Origin of the sequence: Streptomyces sp. NPDC051555 (assembly GCF_044454405.1) — a bacterium.
In the GTDB taxonomy this organism is placed as follows: Bacteria; Actinomycetota; Actinomycetes; order Streptomycetales; family Streptomycetaceae; genus Streptomyces.
In genome coordinates, this window is the sequence record NZ_JBITDP010000005.1 from 151568 (window position 1) to 168299 (window position 16732).

The window sequence follows — 16732 nt, forward strand, 5'->3', positions numbered from 1 at the left end:
GGCGCCCCCCGGCCCGGGCTGCGCGGGGCCGCGCGGGGGGCCCCCCCGCGCCCCCGCCCCCCCGGGGGGCCCCCCCCCCCCCGGCGGGGGGCGCCCCCCCCCCCCCGCCGCCCGGCGCGCCGGGGCCCGGGCCGGCGGCATCGGGGTGGAAGACCGACATGTCGGCCACCTTCTCGATCCGCCGGCCCGCCTCCCAGTGCGCCCGCCGCAGACGCCTGGCCTGGGCGCCGGTCAGCTTGGTGCTGTGCTGCGGGATCGACATCACCAGCCGGGCCCGCTTGGCCGACGCCGGGTAGCGGTCGCGCACCTGGTAGGGGTCGTTGAGCAGGTGGTGCGCGGTGCCGACGTGGAAGGCCGCCTTCAGCAGGGCGTAGTAGGCGGCCGCGCCGACGCCCTTGTCCCGGGCGCAGTGCACCAGCGTCCGCGACGCCTCGAAGAGCCGCCACACGACGGGCACGGCCGGCGTGGTGAAGACGCCGGTCTCCTGCGCGATGCCCTCGCCGACGCCGTAGCGGAAGTAGCTGCGCATGTTGGCGAAACCGTGCTGGGCGTCGTGGAAGATGCGCGCCTGTGGCAGGTACACCACGGGGATCCCCGCCAGCTGGAGCCGGAAGTCGAACTCCCGGTCCTCGCACCAGTGGATGAGCTCGTCGAAGTGGTAGCCGCCGATGTGGTCGACGATGTCGCGGTTGTAGATCAGCGGCGGGGACAGCGCGCTGACGTAGTCCCCCTCGTCGAACTCCCTTACCCGGGCGGTCAGTTGACTGAGAGTGCCGTCCGATTCCCCGTAGACGACCTGCCCCTTGACCACCGGGTCGGTGAGCACCGCGCGGACCATGTCGCGGACGACGCCCGGGGCGAAGGTGCAGTCGGAGTCCATCAGCAGCAGGTACTGGCGGTCGGTGGCGACCGCCCCCGCGTTGTAGGCGGCGCCGAGGTTGCCGACGTCCTCGATCTCGGTGACCGTCAGCGGCCGGGGGTGTTCGGCGATCAGCTTCAGCACCGCGTCGCTGGGACCGTTGAGCGCGAGGACGATCTCCACGTCCTCGTCGATCGAGGCGATGCAGTCGGCGATCCGCAGGTCGTCGCGCAGGGCGATGATCACGCTGGTCCGGGCGATGCCCTTGTCGACCGCGCCCTCGTCCACCGGGTCGGTGGTCATCCCGTTCTCCCTTGTCTCGGTCGTGCCGTGTTTCGTGGTGCCGTGTTTCGTGGTGCCGCTTTGCGTGGTGCCGTGCCGCGTCATGTCGTGCCGCGTCGTGTCGTACGGGGGCATCAGGCCGGGGCCTTCAGGCGCAGGGGCAGGGCGCGCAGGGCCCGTTCGGCGACGGCCTCGGCCTCGGCCGGCCCCTCCGCGTGGGCGATCACCCCGGCCAGGACGTCGGCGCCGCCCCGATAGGACGGCAGCACGGTGCCCGGCGCCAGGTCGAGGCCCCAGAACACGTCGTGCACACCGGCCCGGCGGGCGACGTCGCGCGGGTTGCCGGCCCACTCGACCACGCCCCCGTCCGCCGGCAGGAACCGCTGGACCACGGCCCTGCTGTGCCGGGGCTCCAGCTCGGTGAGGTCCAGGGGCCGGCCGAGGGCGAGGCGGACCACGTTGGGCAGCGGGTCCACTCCGGTCGCCAGCCGCATCACCTCGGTGGCGATCCGGGCGCCCGTCAGTCGGGCGGTGATCTCCAGCAGGACGACCCGGCCGTCACGGGTGCGCAGGATGTCGGTGTTGATCACCGCCGGGTCCAGCCGCAGGGCGCGCGCGCCGCGCCGGACCGTGTCGGTGACCTCCTCGATCTGCTCGGCGCTCAGCAGGCTGGGCAGGGTGTCGCCGCCCTCGAAGAAGTGCGGGGCGAACTCCTCCTTGCGTCCGTACTCGCGGTCCGCGAAGCCGAACCGGTGCAGTTCCCCGTCGACCATGAACGCGGCGAGGGTGTGCTCGGTGCCCTCCAGGAACTCCTCGATCACGATGCGGCCGCCCGGGCTGAGCCGCAGTGCCTCCTCGGCCAGGGGCCGCACCCGGTCGGCGCGGTCCACCTTCAGCACGCCCAGCGAACCGGTCTGGTCGCTGGGCTTGATGACCGCGGGCAGGCCGATGTCCGCGACGGCCCGCACCGCCTCGGCAACGCTCCCGGCGGTCGTGAACCGGGGCAGGTCCAGCCCGGCCGCGCGCAGGATCGCCAGCCGCCGGTCCTTGAGCGTGCAGTCGAGCGCGGTCTCCAGGGGCAGCCCCGGGCAGCCGAAGCGCCGCGCGAGGGTGCTGATCACCGGCGGGTTGTCGGCGCCCAGCGAGAACACCCCGTCGATCCGGTCGACGCCCGCCGCCGACAGCTCGGCGAGGACGGCGACGGCGTCGTTCGGATCGCAGACCAACAGCACGTCCGCCGCGGCCAGGACCCGCTCGGTCGGCCGGTCGGTGACCACGACGAGCGTGCGCCGCGGGGAGCGCAGTTCGGTGAGCGAGCGGTCCATGCCGGAGCCGATCCCGCACACCAGGAGGCGGTCAGTCATGACCGCCCCCCGTCGCGCCGGGCGCTCCCCCATGGCCTCCGGTCAGGCTGAGCACCTGGAACACCTCCGCGTGCCCGGAGCCGGTCGTGACGGCGCCCCGGTAGCGGGCCAGGCCCCGGATGCCCTCGTCCCAGGCCGCGTGCCGCAGTTGGGAGACGTACGCGCGCATCGCCTCGACCTTGGTCTCGATCTGGCCGTCGATGTCCTCGGCGTACTGGAAGCGGGCCATCGGCGCCCACACCTCGTAGCCGAGCACCAGCCGGGGGGCGGGCATCGGCCGCGCGCCCGCCTCCTGGAAGAACTCCGACTGCGCCATCCACAGCGCCTCGGTGGTCAGTTGGTGGACCATGCGGTGTTCGACGTCGTCGTCGTTGTCGTGCGGCAGGTAGACCACCTGGGGGCGCACCTCGCGCAGTACGCGCACCAGGTCGAGGTGGACCCGCCGGCTCGGCCGGAAGTCCCGCGAGGGCTCGTCGAGTCGGATGCAGCGGTGGACCCCGAGCGCCTTGGCGGCGGCCTCCGTCTCGGCGGCGAACTCGGCGTCGGTGACGGCGTCGTCGAGCGCGCTGCGCTCGCGGCCGATGACGATGACGACGCTCACCCGGGCGCCGTCGCGGACGTGCTTGGCGATCGATCCCCCGCAGCCGATGACGTCGTCGTCGGGGTGCGGGGCGACGACGAGGACGTCGGTGACGGCGCTCACGCCCCGGCCCCCGGCAGCTCGCCGGCCCAGCCGGCCCACTGGCCGGTCAGTGCGATGCCGTCGGCGAAGGGGACCCGGGCCGTGAAGCCGAGGACCCGGCGGGCCTTGGCGTGGTCGGCGCGGGCGGTGGAGCGGTAGAGGTCCAGCTCCCACTCCTGGACCGGTTCCCCCGCCTCGGTGGCGGCCGGGTCGCCCGGGCCCCGCAGGGCGCGGATCGCGTCGAAGAAGGTGCCCCAGCCGAGCTCTTCGGCGTGGCCGACGAGGAAGCGCTCGCCGGCCGCGGCCGCGGTGTCCACGGCGAGGAGCACGGCGTCGGCCAGGTCGTCCACGTACACGGCGTTGCAGACGCCCGCGCCCGCACCGGCCGGGAGTTGCGCGAAGTCGCTCTCGGCGCGGCGCAGTTGGACGGTGGTCCACTGGCCGCCCCACGGCCCGTAGACCGCTCCGGGCTGGAGCACCACGGTCTCCGGTCCGCCGTCGCGGGCGTGGGCGTCGAGCACGAGCCGCTCGGCGGCGAGCTTCTGCTGCTCGTACTCGCGGTCCTCGGAGTCGGCCGGCCGCGCCGGGGACTCCTCGGTCAGCGCGCCGGCGACGGCCGGGTCGTAGACGTCGATGGTGCTGAGGTGCACCACGCGGCGCACGCCGGCGGCGCGGGCGGCGGCCAGGACGTTCGCGGTGCCCTCGACGGAGGCGGCCCAGCGTCCGTCCTCGTCGCCGGAGCTGCCGAAGGCGCAGTGCACGACGGTGTCGCAGCCCTCGAAGGCCGCGCGCAGCGAGTCGGTGTCCAGCAGGTCCCCCTGCTGGAACGCGATCCGGTCCTGCGGCAACACGGAGAGCCGGGCCGCCCGGCCGAAGCCCCGGACGACCGGCCGGATCCGGGCCTCGGTGCCGAGGGCGAGCCGCTCCACGATCCGGCCGCCGATGAAGCCGCTGGCTCCGGTGACCGCGACGGTGTGCCCGGCCAGCGACGGCAGGCCGGCGCCGTCCTCGGCCCCCTCGCCCGTGCCCCGCGTGGTCCAGGGCTGGGCGGACTGCTCGCGGGCGGGGCCGCCGTAGCACTCCTGGATCAGCTCGACGACGCGCACGCCGTCCTCGGGGGTGGAGTGGACGGGGGCGGCCCCGCGGACCGCCGCGGCGAAGTTGCCGAGCTGCTCGGTGAAGAGCAGCTCCCACTCGTCCTGCGCGGGGGCGACCGCGTCCACGTCGCCGCGGTGCAGCACCTCGCCGTCGGCCGTGGTCAGGACGCACTCCCCCGCCGGGAAGTCGGTGCCGATGCTGACGGACGCCTTGGTGCCGGTGACCTTGCAGGAGATGCCGAGGTCACGGAGCCGGCTGAAGTCGCAGTGCACGTCGACGGAGCCGAAGCGCAGGTGGGCGGTGGCGTCGGTCTCCACCCCACCGAGCGAGTTGTCCTCGGCCCGGACGACCCGCACCTCGGGGCCGAGCCACCACAGCAGCGTGTCGAAGACGTGCGAGGCGGTGTCGGTGAGCACCCCGCCCCCGGCGAGGCGCCGGTCGAACATCGACCAGGAGACCGGCTCGTGGGCGTAGGGGTGGCCCTCCGACCAGTCGACGCGCAGCACGTCACCGAGGTCGCCGCCGTCGATCAGTCGCTTGACCCAGGCGTAGGCGGGGAAGAGGCGCCGCGGGTGGGCCATGGCCAGCACGGGGGCGCCGTCGGCGGCCGCGGTCGCGGCCAGCCGCCGGGCGTCCTCGGTCGAGGTGGTCATCGGCTTTTCCAGCAGTACGTGCTTGCCCGCGGCCAGCAGCGCCTCGACGATCGGCGTGTGCAGGGTGTGCGGGGCGACCACCACGGCGGCGTCGAAGGCGTCGGCGACCTCGGCCGCGTCGGTGGCGATCACCACCTGGTCGGCGTCGGCGCCGCCCAGTTCGCGGTAGAGCGCGAGGGCGGCCTCGGCCTGGCGCGGGTCGCGGTCGACGAGGGCGGTCAGCCGGACGTCTCCCTTGAGCGGGGGCAGGGCGGGCAGGTGGCAGCCGCGGGCGGCGGCGCCGCACCCGACGATCGCGAGGCGTACGGCGGTCATGGTCTCTCCAGGGTTCGTCGGAAGGGGACGTGGGGGACGTGGGGGACGCGGAGGAATGCGCGGGGGTACGGGAGGGGGCTGAGGCGGGTCCGGGGGCTCGGGTCCGCGCCGGCCGGGTCACGCCGTGGCGTCGACCGGGTGATGGACCCACACGTTCGGCTCGGCGTACGTACCGTGGCCGTCGTCGGTGACGCGCAGGGGGACGAGGCCGCCGGGGAGCGGATGGTCCCCCGGACCCGGCAGCGGGTACCCGAGGAACTCCGCCCAACGGTCCACCGGTTGACGGATCACCAGGGACCGTTGCGCGATGCCCAGTTGCCGCGCGCCGAGTTCGAGGTGGGTGCGCAGCCAGGGGTCGAAGCAGCGCCCGTCGGGTCGGCGCCAGGCCGCGTACTCGGCGATCGGAACGAGCGGGTAGCGGGGCTTGCGGGTGGGCCGGACCGGAATGATCACGCCGCGCGGGGCCCGGCCGGCGGCGCGCCGCCGGACCTCGGTGAGCAACCGCTCGGCGTGTCCGGCCGCCCGCTGCGCCGGGTCCACGGAGACCGACAGCATGCACACCGCGTCGGGCCGCTCGGGCGGCTCCCGGTCCACGGCCTCCACCAGCACCTCGTCACTGCCGGCGGGCAGGGACGAGGCGAGGCCGTCCCAGCGGACCGGCAGCCCGTTGGCCGCAGCCACCAGGCGCCCGTCGGCGTCCACCAGGCAGAGCTGGTGGGCGGGGTAGCGGTCGTACATGCCGTGCCAGCGCCAGTTGCCGGGGGACTCCCAGCTCATGAACTCCGGCATGTTCGCGCCGATCAGGGCGTCCACCTCGGGCAACAGCCAAGGGTCCCGGGACAGATCGGTCAGGGTGAGGGGGGATGGAGCGACGGAGAGGGGGGCGGGGGCGGACACGGCGCCTCAGCCCAGCAGCCGGGTCTCGGCCGTGGCCCGCATCTCGCGGGAGCGCCGCAGGTCGGCGGTGACGCACACCCGCTTCAGCCAGCGGTCGGTGCCGTCGTAGCGGGCCCGGAAGGGGAGTCGGCCGTGCACGGCGCGGTGGTTGTCGATGAAGAGCACGTCGCCCTGGTCGGCGACGACCTCCCGCATGCCGGCGTCCACCACCTTGAACAGCGCGTCGTAGGCGCGCCGGGCGTCGGTGTCGTCCTCCGGTACGGAGGTGAAGTACGGGTCGAGGCGCATGTACGGGTCCTGCCGCGAGCCGTAGAGGAGCGGGCCGAGGGGGCGCTCGTCGATCATCTTCTGGATGGCGGCGAACCGGGCCGCCTCCTCGTCGGAGTCGATCGTGTTGTTCTTCGGCAGGTGCGACTCGTCGGGGGCGATGTAGAACCGGGGTTCGAAGAGGATGTCGACGTCCTCGACGGACAGCGAGGACAGGTCCAACTCGCCGACGGTGGTGGGGACGTGGTCGGGGTTGCGGAGGGCGCCGAGGACGAGGTAGTCGCTGCGGTGGGGGTGGAAGGCGTCCTCGGTGTGCCAGGTCAACAACTCGGCGCTGCCCATGCCGAGTTGGTCGTTCTCGTGCTGGCGGATCGGGAAGATGTCGTGCACCAGGTGGCCGTCCTGCTGGGTGGCCCACCCGAAGGGCTCGCCGAGGAGCGCCGAGTACAGCATCAGCAGGATCTCCTCGGGGAACTCCGGGCCCGGCCTGGTGCGGCCCCGCCAGTGGTCGGGGGTGGGGCCGATGCGCCGCTGGTCGAAGTCGTGCCCTTGGATCACGACGTGGCCCCGACGGTCGGACAGCTGGAACTCGCGCAGGAAGCGCTGGACCCCCTCTGGCAGCCCGGCCGCGAGCCGCGGCAGGTCGTGCAGCAGGGCGGGGTCGCCGAAGGACGGGTAGGTGACGGCTAGTTCGAGGCAGAGCTCCGCGATGGCGGAGGCCTCCTCGGCCGTGAGGGCGTAGCCGGGCGTGGACTGGTCGGTGAGGTTCGACATGCCAACTCTCGCTGAGTGGTCGGGGATGCTTACTGCCCGCGGGCGGCCGGATGAGGGGCCGCGGGCCCTCGGGGTGGTACGAGTACGGGTACGGGTACGACGACCGGACGGCTCCGATCGCGGCGCCGATGCCGCGGCCGGCGCTCCCGCCCGGCCGGTGTCGGCCTCAGCCGGCGGCCAGGGCGGCCAGCAGGCGGGGGGTGGGCGACGCGAAGAGGGCGCTCGCGCGCAGCCCCGTGGCGGCGGGGAAGGACCCGCGCAGCCGGGTGAGCAGCCGCATGGCGAGCAGGGACTGCCCGCCATGGTCGAAGAAGTTGTCGTCGGGTCCGAGCGCGGGGGCGCCCAGTACCTCGCGGAAGAGCTCCAGGACCGTGCGCAGGGGCTCCCCCACCGTGTCCGGAGCGGCGGCCGGGGTCGGGCTCGCGATCGGGTTCTCAGCCGGATCCTGGATCCGGGCCCGGCCGTGGGCCCGGTGCGCCGCCCACGTGGCGAGCAGGCGCTTGTCGATCTTGCCGTGCAGGCTCTTCGGCAGGACCGCGACCCGGTACAGCACCCGCGGCACCGCCCAGTCGGGCAGCTGCGCCTCCAGCGGCGCGAGAAGCGCGTCCCGCTCGGCGCCGGTCAGTCGGACCGCCTCGCCGGGCAGCGGCGCCACCGCCGCGTCGGCGGGCACGGTGAACGCCCACAGGGCCGTCGCGGTCTCCGGGTCCGGGAAGACCACCGCCTGGTCCACCTCCGCCACCTCGCACAGGGCGCGCTCCACCCGGGCCGGTTCCAGCCGGTGCCCGCGGATCTTCACCTGGTCGTCGACGCGCCCGAGGAAGACCAACTGCCCCTCGGCGTCGATCCGCCCCAGGTCACCGGTCACGTACAGGCGACCCCCGGCGCCATCGGGGCCCCGGTCCGGGTCCCGGTCCGGGTCCGGCACGAACCGGCGCGCCGTGGCCGCCTCGTCGTCGAGGAACCCACGGGCCAGCAGCGGACCGCCGATGTGGATCTCGCCGCTCCCGCCGTCCGGTACCGGTCGGCCGTCGCGGCGGACGCTGATCTCCACGTCCCGCAGCGCCGTGCCCAGCGGCACCTCCTCGGCGTCGGCCGGCAGCAGCCCGGTGTAGAAGGTGGAGCTGACGGTGCACTCGGTGAGCCCGTACACATGGGCCAGGGCCGCGGGCTGCCGGGCCTGCCACGCCCGGTAGGGCCGGGGGTCCATCCGCTCGCCACCGACCACCACGAGGCGCAGGGCGTCCGGGGTCGACGCACCGCTGCCGTCGAGCCAGCGGGCGTACTCCAGCCAGTACTGGGTGGACAGTTCGACCACGGTGGTCCCGGTACGGGCCATGGTGGTGTGGAGCTCCTCGGCGTCCAGTGCCCCGGTGTCGGCCCGGCACACGACGGCCGCGCCCGCGGCGAGCGCCGGGAACACCTCCTCGATCAGGACGTCGAAGCCGAGGGAGGCGACCTGGAGCCACCGGTCGCCCGGGGTCAGCTCCAGCCGCTCGGCGACGGCGCCGGCGAAGCGGCCGAGGGCGTCGCGTTCGACCACGGTCCCCTTGGGCCGGCCGGTGGAGCCCGAGGTGAACAGGACGTACGCCACGTCCGCGCCGGTGGCCGCGGCCGCCGGCCGCGCCGGCCCGTACCCGCCGTCCGGTGGCCCGTACCCGCCGTCGGCCGGCACGTGCGCGCCGTCCGGGGCGTGGTGGCCGTCGCCGAGCCACACCACCGCGGCGGTCCGGCGGACGAGCTCGGCCCGCGCGGCGGCCGGGAGCCGGTCGTCCAGGACGGTGAAGCCCGCCCCCGCCTTGAGGACCGCCAGCATGCCGAGGACGGTACGGACGGGGTCGGTGAAGGCCAGGCCGACCAGAGCGCCGGGGACGGCCCCGCGTCCGATCAGGTCGACGGCCCACGCGTCGGTGAGCCGGTCCGCGTCCCGGTACGTCAGCACCCGGTCCGGCGTCACCAGTGCGGGCGCGGCGGCGTGCGCGCGGACGGAGCGGTCCCACAGGCCGAGCACGTCGGCTTCGATGGCGGTGCTCACCCCGATGCCCCCCGCGTCCGCAGGAAACGCGACAGCCCGTCGAGGCCGGCGCGGAAGGACTCCTGCGGACCACCGAAACCGAGCCGGGCCCCGTGCCGGGAGCCGAAGGCCGTGCCCGGCACCAGCAGCGTGCGGTGGCGGGCGAGCAGCTCCAGGCAGAAGCGCTCCACCTCGCCCGGGCCGGCCGACGCCCGCTCCAGCTCGCGGAAGACGGGCAGCGCGCACACCCCTCCCTCGGGCGGGGTCCAGCGGACCAGGTCCGCGTGCTCGTCCATCCAGTCCGTCAGGAGCGCCAGGTTGCCCCGGGCTTCGGCGGCCCGGGCGCCGATGAGCGCGTCGGCGTGACGCACCGCCCGTTCGGCGACGAGTTCGACGAGCGGGGAGAGGAAGAGGGTCGTGCGGTCGCGCAACGGGAAGGTGGCCGTGAGCAGTTCCTTCGGGGCGATGGCCCAGCCGACCCGCAGCCCGGGCAGCCCGAAGGTCTTGGAGAGCGTGCCGTACGACACGGTGTTCCCGCCCTCGGCCCCGGGGTCGGGCAGGACGTCCCAGCGGTGGGCGATCTCCGCGGTGGCCGCGTCCCAGACCAGCACGGCCCCGGCGGCGGCGGTCCGCGCGGTCAGCTCCTTCAGGCCGCGCGGGGAGAGCGTGACCCCGCTCGGGTTGTGCGGGAAGTTGACGATGACGGCCGCGGTGCCGGGGGTGACCAGCTCGGCCAGTACGTCCGGGTCGATCTCGCCGTCCCGGACCGAGGCCGCGGGGAGTTCGACGACCTCGCAGCCCGCCGCCCGCGGGTAGTGCCCGAGGGAGTGGTAGATGCCCTCCTGCACGACGACCCGGTCACCGGCGTGCAGCAGCGTGCTCAGGGTGAGCGCGATGGCCTCGCTGGATCCGTGGGTGACGAGCACCCGGTCGGCGTCGCCCCCGGCGTAGCGGTCGGCGATGGCCAGGCGGATGCCCGCGCCGCCCTGCGAGACGCTGTCGTCCATGACGATCCCGTCGAGGTCGGCGGCCGGGATCCGGCACAGGTCGCGTATCTCGGCGAAGGTGTACGGGTGGACACCGCTGGAGCTGATGTCGTGGATGTCGGGGCCCAGGTGCCGGCGGTACCACTCTTCGAGCACCGGGGGGTCTTCATGCCGTGGACGGAGACTGCTCATGGCTGTGCGGGTTTCCCTTCTCTGCCCCTGACGGGTCTCTACCCCTGACGGGCTTCGCGCCACCAGCGCTGCCCGGAGAGCGGCAGCGTGTCGATGGGGTCGTAGTACTGGTAGGAACCGCTGTGGGCGTCCGGATCCGCCGCCTCCAGCGGGGTGAGGAAGCTCTTGGTCCAGTGCGAGACGCCGAGGTTGCGGTCGTAGGAATCGACCTGGTCCACCCAGCGCTTGCCTGCCATCGGCACGTCGCACACGATGCGCGGGGTGGCGAAACCCGGTAGGTAGCCCATGATCTGACGCTGGATCAATTGCGCCCGGTGCAGCGGGACCCGCCAGTGCTCGGCGTTCGGGATCATGTCGCACATGTAGAAGTAGTACGGCGTGATCCCGGCGTGGTCGATGAGGGCGAAGCACAGGTCGAGCAGCTCGTGCGCGCTGTCGTTGACCCCGCGCATCAACACGCCCTGGTTGCGCACGTCGTGCAGCCCCGCGTCGAGCAACGCCCAGGCGGCCCGGGCCACTCCGGGCGTGATCTGTTGCGCCGCGTTGGCGTGGGTGTGCAGCGCGAGGCGCACGCCCCGGGACCGGGCCTTGCGTGCGAGGCGCTCGACGCCCGCCAGCACCGGAGGGGAGTTCCAGTGCTGGGGCAGGCCGATCAGGCCCTTGCTGGCGAGCCGGATGTCGCGGATCGCCTCGATGTCGAGCAGGCCGTCGACGAAGCGTTCCAGCCGCGGCCAGGGCATGTTGGCCAGGTCGCCGCCGGAGACGACCACGTCGCGGATGCCCGGAGCGGAGCGCAGGTGCGCCAGGATCCGCTCGGCCCGGTCGACCGGCTTGAGCTGCAGCTTGTTCTTGGCGACCTGTGGGGTCGAGTTCCCGACGAGGTCCATGCGCGTGCAGTGCCCGCAGTACTGGGGGCAGGTGGAGAGCAGCTCCGCGAGCACCTTGGTGGGGTAGCGGTGCGTGAGCCCCTCCACCACCCACATGTCCTGCTCGTGCAGGGAGTCGCGGCTGGCCATGGGGTGCGAGGGCCAGTCCGGGTGCCGGTCGGAGAACACCGGCAGCATGTAGCGGCGCACCGGGTCGTCGTAGAAGGCCTTGGTCAGTTCGCCCGGCCGGGCGGCGGGCGCCTCCGGGGCCATCGTGTTGACCATCTGGGGCGGCAGCAGCACCGACATGGTCGCGCGGTGCAGCCGGTCCTGCTCCCAGTCCTCGTAGAAGCGCTCGTCGAGCAGGTCGCCGACGACGGCGCGCAGTCCCTTCGCGTCCTTCACGCAGTGCGCGCGCTGCCACTGCGGGTCCGCCCACTCGGCCCCGGTGACATCGCGCCACCCGGGGAAGCGCCGCCAGTCCGGCTCCACGAGCGGACGGCTGCGGTACTCGTAGACGCCCTGGAGCGCCGCTGACCCGGCCCGGCCGTGTACGGCCGGCTCCTTCTGGCCGCGTGCCTTCGTCACCAACCCGCCACCCCTTCCCGTCGGTTCGCCACCATCAGCCGAAGTCGCTCCTCGCTCGTCGCTCGTCGCTCGACACGAACCGATCTTGCAGAGCGGCGCGGTTGTACACGAGGCCCGGTTGTACGGGGCGCAGCCCTGGTGCAACCCTGTACAACCCGGCGGCGTGCGACGGGAAGCGGAAGGCGTCGCCGGACGTTGGAGCCGATGTACGGGGCCGGACGTCGAGCAGGGTGCTGAAATCGGACGACCCGCGCCGGATGTGGCTGAATCCCTCAGATGATGACTTGATCGATATGTCACCGGCATGTACCAATGTCCGAGAGATCCGGTGCGGAGTTCCTCCTGTCGCCTCCGGGACCTCGGACTGGTTGTACCGCCGGGCCGTACCCCGCAGATCGCGTTGTACGGCTTGACGGAGCGTGCGTTCCGTTCGCCACAATCGATCACCAGGGGAGAAGAATGCCCAGGCCAGAACGGTTACTGGACCCCAACGCGGGCCCACTGGAGAGTTTCGCGCACGCATTGCGCTGTCTGCGGAAGCAGGCCGGCAGCCCCTCTTACCGGGTCATGTCGAAACGCGCCCACTACTCGGTGGCGACCCTCTCCGAAGCCGCTCGCGGACTGCACCGGCCCTCTCTGAAGGTGACCCTCGCCTACGTGGCCGCCTGCGGCGGTGATCCGGAGACGTGGACGCGCCGCTGGTACGCGCTCGGACGCGAACAGGAAGGCGTCGCCACCCACGCGCGCGGCCAGCCCGAACGCACGGGACTCGTCCCCGCACAACCGGGGGCCGAACGGCGCGGCGGCGAAGGCCGTACCGGTGAGGGCCGCGGTGGCGAAGGCCGCGGTGGCGAAGGCCGTGTCGGTGAAGGCCGCGGTGGCGAAGGCCGTGTCGGTGAAGGCCGCGGTGGCGAAGTGCGCATCGCCGCCAGACGACGTACGGCCGCCGACGCCCTGACCGCCGACGAACGGGCCGAACTGGCCAGTCTGCGCAGCGAGGTCGAGGAGCTGCGGCACACCAACGAGGTCCTCAAGGCGGCCTCCGCGATCTTCGCCGCGGATCTCCGCACAACCTCACAGGTCGTGTACAACTCGGCGGCCCGACAAGATCGGTTGGCGTAACCGGACGCCGTACGGCCTGGGGCCCGAGGCGGAACCGGAGGAGCCCGACCGACCTTTGGGGACTGACCATGCGTGTGCTCGGAGTCAACGGCTGGCCCGGGGCCAGCCACGACGGTGCTGCCTGCCTCGTCGTGGACGGCGACGTCATCGCCCTGGCCGAGGAGGAACGCTTCACCCGTAACAAGCACGCCTACGGGGAGGCACCGCTGAACGCGGCCGCCTACTGCCTCGCGGAGGGCGGTCTCACCCTGGACGACATCGACGTCGTCGCCCACGGGTGGGACCTGCCCACGCTGTTCGCGGACCGCGATCTGGAGTGGTTCGCCAACGACGCCGACGCCCTGGAACACCTCCTGCCCAAGGCCCTGTTCCCGCGCTCCCGCGACCCCCGGCTGACCTTCGTCAACCACCACGTCGCGCACGCCGCCAGCGCCTACCACCTCTCGGGGCGCGACCGCGGCGCGATCCTGGTCCTGGACGGCCAGGGCGAGAACGAGAGCACCACCCTCGCCGTCGGCATCGACGGCCAGATCAAGACCCTGCGCGCCCACACCCCCGGCTGGTCGCTCGGCTACTTCTACGCCGCCGTCTGCGAGTACGCCGGCCTCGGCTCCGACAACGCTGGCAAGATGATGGGCCTGGCCTCCTACGGCACCCCCGGCGACCTCACCTTCGGCGGCGCGTTCGACTTCACCGATGAGGACTTCACCATCGGCGTCGTCCCGCCCGACCTGCGTTCGCGGGGCACCACGGACGAGGAGACCGCCACCATCCGGCACTGGCTGGAGCACCTGGAGAAGGCGCTGCCCGAGGCCCCCAACCGCTCCGTGCGCCGCTTCGACGCCCGCGCCGGGCGCTTCGCGCGGGCCACCGACCGGGACCCCTTCGAGTACCGCGACCTCGCGGCCACCGCGCAGGCGGCCCTGGAACGGGCGGTGCTGGGCCTGGTCCGCGGACTGCTCCGGGAGACCGGCGAGACGACCCTGCTGATCGCGGGCGGCGTCGGCTTCAACGCCACCCTCAACGGCAAGATCATGCGCATGCCCGAGGTCCAGGACCTCTTCGTGCAGCCCCTCGCCGGCGACCAGGGCGTCTCGCTCGGCGCCGCCGTCTGGGTCGCGGCGCAGGAGGGCGACCGCATCCAGCCCATGACCGGGTCCGTGGCCTGGGGCCCGCAGTGGAGCCCCGACGAGATCCGCCGCGTCCTCGACGCCTCCGGAACCGCCTACACCGAGCCCGCGGACATCGCCGCCGCCACCGCCGGGGTACTCGCCTCGGGCGGGGTCTCCGGCTGGTTCCAGGGCCGTGCCGAGAGCGGACCCCGCGCCCTGGGCCACCGCAGTCTGGTCGCGGTGCCCTCGCCCGAGTCGACCCGTGACCGGGTCAACGTCCGCATCAAGGACCGCGAGGCGTGGCGCCCGTTCGCCCCGAGCATGCAGCAGGAGGCCGCCGAGGCCCTCATCGGCACCGCGACCCCGCTGCCGTACATGATCGTCACGACGCCGGTCACCGAGGCCGGCGCCGCGGCCATGCCGGCCGTCGTCCACAGCGACCGCACCACGCGACCGCAGACGGTGTCGGCCGCCGTCGACCCGCTCTACCACCGACTCATCGGTGCGGTCGGCGGGCACACGGGCACCCCGGTCGTCATGAACACCTCCTTCAACGGCCGTGACGAGCCGGTGGTGTGCAGCCCCGCCGACGCCCTCGCCACCTTCCACCGCCTGCCGCTGGACGCCCTCGCCCTGGGCCCGTTCCTCGTACGCCGCCCCGCGGGCACCCTCGGGGAGGCCGGCGCGTGACCGCCCCGGCGGACGGGTCCGCCGTCGCGGTGGGCGTCGCGGTGACCGGCGTGGCCGAGGTCGCCCCGGGTGCGGGTACGGGTGCAGGTACGGGTGCAGCGGCCGCGGGTGGCGCGGTGGACGCGGATGCCCGCGCAGCCGCCGGGGAGGTGCTTGTCCGGCTCGCGGAGTGGATCGCGGAGGTGGCACTCACCGCCGGTCCGGGCCAGGAGCCGGTCCAGGGACAGGGAGGGGACCTGGAACCCGGCGCGCCACTGCGCGACCTCGGGGTGGACTCCCTCGACCTGATCCGCCTCGCCCGCCGCATCGAGTCCTCCTTCGGCGTGCGGATGCAGCTGCGGGAGCTGTTCGACCCGGAGCTCACGACCCGGAGCCTCGCGGCCCTGGTCACCGAGCGGGCCGCCCGCCGCGGCGCCGGCGGGGAGGCCCCCGCGCCCGGCGGGGCGCACGGCCCGGTCCTGCTGGCCCCGCCCCAGGAAACGGCCTGGGAGGAGCAGGGCGCGGACCGCGCCCACTGGAACCAGGCCATGCTCTTCACCACTCGGCCCGACATCGACCCCGGGCTCTTCGCCGAGGCGGTACGACGGCTCGTCGCCGGCCACGCGTCGCTCCGCCTCGCCGTCGAACAACGGCCCGCCCGGCGCCCCTTCCAGCACACCGCGGCCCTGGTGACCGACGGCCCGCCCGAAGCGGCCCTCGGGGACGCGCTGGACACCGTCGACATCAGCGAACTCGACGACCCCGCGCGCGCCGACGCGATCACCCTGCGGTGCTCGGTCGAGCAGCGCTCGCTGGACCCGCGGGCGGGGCGGGTCGTCCGGTTCGTGCGCTTCGACGCGGGGCCGGGCCGCCCGGGCCGCCTGCTGATCGTCGTACACCAGCTCGCGATCGACATGGTGTCGTGGTCCGTCCTCCTCGCCGACCTGGAGGAGGTGTACACCGCCCTCGAAGCGGGCCGCCAGGACGTGTGGCCGACGGAGGACACCTCGTACCCGCAGTGGTCCCGGGCCCTCGCGGCCCACGCCCGCACCCCCGAAGCGGAGGCCGAGGCCGAATGGTGGACCGAGGTGGCCCGCACCCCGGCCGCGCTGCCCCTCGACCGACCGGCGGCCGACCGGCGACGAACCGGCCACCCGGCGACCGACCTCCCGGCTCCCCCGGACCCCGGGGCCGACCCGCGGGCCGCGAACACCGCGGCCACGGCCGCCACGCACCTGGAGGAGTTCTCCGCGGACCTCACCGTGCGCCTCCACGCGGCCGCCCGCGCCCACCGTGCCCATCCCGGTGACCTGGTCCTGCACGCCCTCGGCGAGACCCTGGCCGAGCTGCTCGGCGAGGCCGCCGTCCGGGTCGACGTACTGCGCCACGGCCGCGAGGAGAGCATCGGCGACGTCCAACTCGCCCGCACCACCGGCTGGTTCACCACCACCGTGCCGGTCCGCCTCGACCTCGCTCCGGGCACCCCGGCCGAGCGCCTCGCGCGGACGGTGGGCCACCTCGCGGCGCTGCCCGGCGGCGGCGTCGGCCACGGCGCGCTCTCCCGGCACGGCCGACCGCGGATCGCCGCCGCGCTGCGGTCCGCGCCGCCCAGCGACGTCTCCTTCGACTTCGAGGGCGACGACGCCGACTCCCTGCCCCTGGGAACCCTGCTGCCCGGACCGGCACCCGAACCGGTCGGCGACATCACGGCCCCGCACTGGGTCCGGCCGCACCTGATCGAGGTGATCGCCACCACCGACGACGCGACGCTGCGCGTCGAATGGTGGTACTCCACCGCCCTGCACGAGGAGGCCACGGTCCGCGCGCTCGCCGCCCGTCACCGGGCCGACCTCACCGCGCTGCTCGGCGCGCTCCTCGACGCCGCCGCGGGCCCGGCGGCCGACGCCCCCGCGCCCGAGCCGCCCCGCTGAACGCGCCCGAGCCGCCCCGCTGAACCGCCGCTGAACCGCCGCCGGACGGACAAGAGAAGAC

General features: G+C 74.1%; 12 protein-coding genes. 3 read left to right on the forward strand and 9 right to left on the reverse strand.

Annotated features, from left to right (window positions below; all coding sequences use genetic code 11):
• From ACIBEA_RS13890 to ACIBEA_RS13930, 9 genes are all read right to left on the reverse strand, one after another.
• On the reverse strand, positions 1–1162 hold a 1162-nt coding region (locus ACIBEA_RS13890; RefSeq protein ID WP_399260397.1), incomplete at its 3' end, for a glycosyltransferase family 2 protein.
• Positions 1163–1275: 113 nt separating this feature from the next.
• Positions 1276–2505, reverse strand: a complete 1230-nt coding sequence (locus ACIBEA_RS13895) for an acetyl-CoA carboxylase biotin carboxylase subunit family protein (protein ID WP_399260399.1) — start codon at positions 2503–2505, stop codon at positions 1276–1278.
• Positions 2498–3208: a PIG-L deacetylase family protein gene (locus tag ACIBEA_RS13900; protein ID WP_399260401.1), complete on the reverse strand. Its 711-nt coding sequence runs from the start codon at positions 3206–3208 to the stop codon at positions 2498–2500. The genes ACIBEA_RS13895 and ACIBEA_RS13900 overlap by 8 nt, the downstream gene beginning before the upstream one ends.
• On the reverse strand, positions 3205–5253 hold the full coding sequence (locus ACIBEA_RS13905) for an NAD-dependent epimerase/dehydratase family protein (protein ID WP_399260403.1): 2049 nt from the start codon (positions 5251–5253) through the stop codon (positions 3205–3207). The genes ACIBEA_RS13900 and ACIBEA_RS13905 overlap by 4 nt, the downstream gene beginning before the upstream one ends.
• Before the next feature lie 117 nt (positions 5254–5370).
• Positions 5371–6066 (reverse strand): hypothetical protein, encoded by a 696-nt coding sequence (locus tag ACIBEA_RS13910; RefSeq protein ID WP_399260823.1) that lies wholly within the window; start codon positions 6064–6066, stop codon positions 5371–5373.
• A gap of 90 nt (positions 6067–6156) precedes the next feature.
• Positions 6157–7191, reverse strand: coding sequence for an arginine beta-hydroxylase, Fe(II)/alpha-ketoglutarate-dependent (gene vioC, locus ACIBEA_RS13915; protein ID WP_399260405.1), 1035 nt, complete (start codon positions 7189–7191; stop codon positions 6157–6159).
• A 166-nt stretch (positions 7192–7357) separates the two neighbouring features.
• Positions 7358–9226 carry a non-ribosomal peptide synthetase gene (locus ACIBEA_RS13920; protein ID WP_399260407.1) on the reverse strand — a complete coding sequence of 623 codons (1869 nt, stop codon included), beginning with the start codon at positions 9224–9226 and terminating at the stop codon, positions 7358–7360.
• Positions 9223–10347 carry a capreomycidine synthase gene (vioD, locus tag ACIBEA_RS13925; RefSeq protein ID WP_399260409.1) on the reverse strand — a complete coding sequence of 375 codons (1125 nt, stop codon included), beginning with the start codon at positions 10345–10347 and terminating at the stop codon, positions 9223–9225. Before vioD ends, ACIBEA_RS13920 begins: the two co-directional genes overlap by 4 nt.
• A gap of 74 nt (positions 10348–10421) precedes the next feature.
• Entirely contained in the window at positions 10422–11741 is a 1320-nt protein-coding gene (locus ACIBEA_RS13930; RefSeq protein WP_399260825.1) for a KamA family radical SAM protein, read from the reverse strand.
• A gap of 663 nt (positions 11742–12404) precedes the next feature.
• On the opposite strand from ACIBEA_RS13930, the gene ACIBEA_RS13935 reads away from it, so the two are divergent.
• The 3 genes from ACIBEA_RS13935 to ACIBEA_RS13945 all read left to right on the forward strand — a co-directional run bounded on the left by ACIBEA_RS13935 (position 12405) and on the right by ACIBEA_RS13945 (position 16671).
• On the forward strand, positions 12405–12959 hold the full coding sequence (locus ACIBEA_RS13935; protein ID WP_399260412.1) for an XRE family transcriptional regulator: 555 nt from the start codon (positions 12405–12407) through the stop codon (positions 12957–12959).
• A 68-nt stretch (positions 12960–13027) separates the two neighbouring features.
• Positions 13028–14761: a carbamoyltransferase gene (locus tag ACIBEA_RS13940; protein WP_399260414.1), complete on the forward strand. Its 1734-nt coding sequence runs from the start codon at positions 13028–13030 to the stop codon at positions 14759–14761.
• Entirely contained in the window at positions 14758–16671 is a 1914-nt protein-coding gene (locus ACIBEA_RS13945; protein WP_399260416.1) for a condensation domain-containing protein, read from the forward strand. The genes ACIBEA_RS13940 and ACIBEA_RS13945 overlap by 4 nt, the downstream gene beginning before the upstream one ends.
• Positions 16672–16732 lie beyond the last annotated feature (61 nt).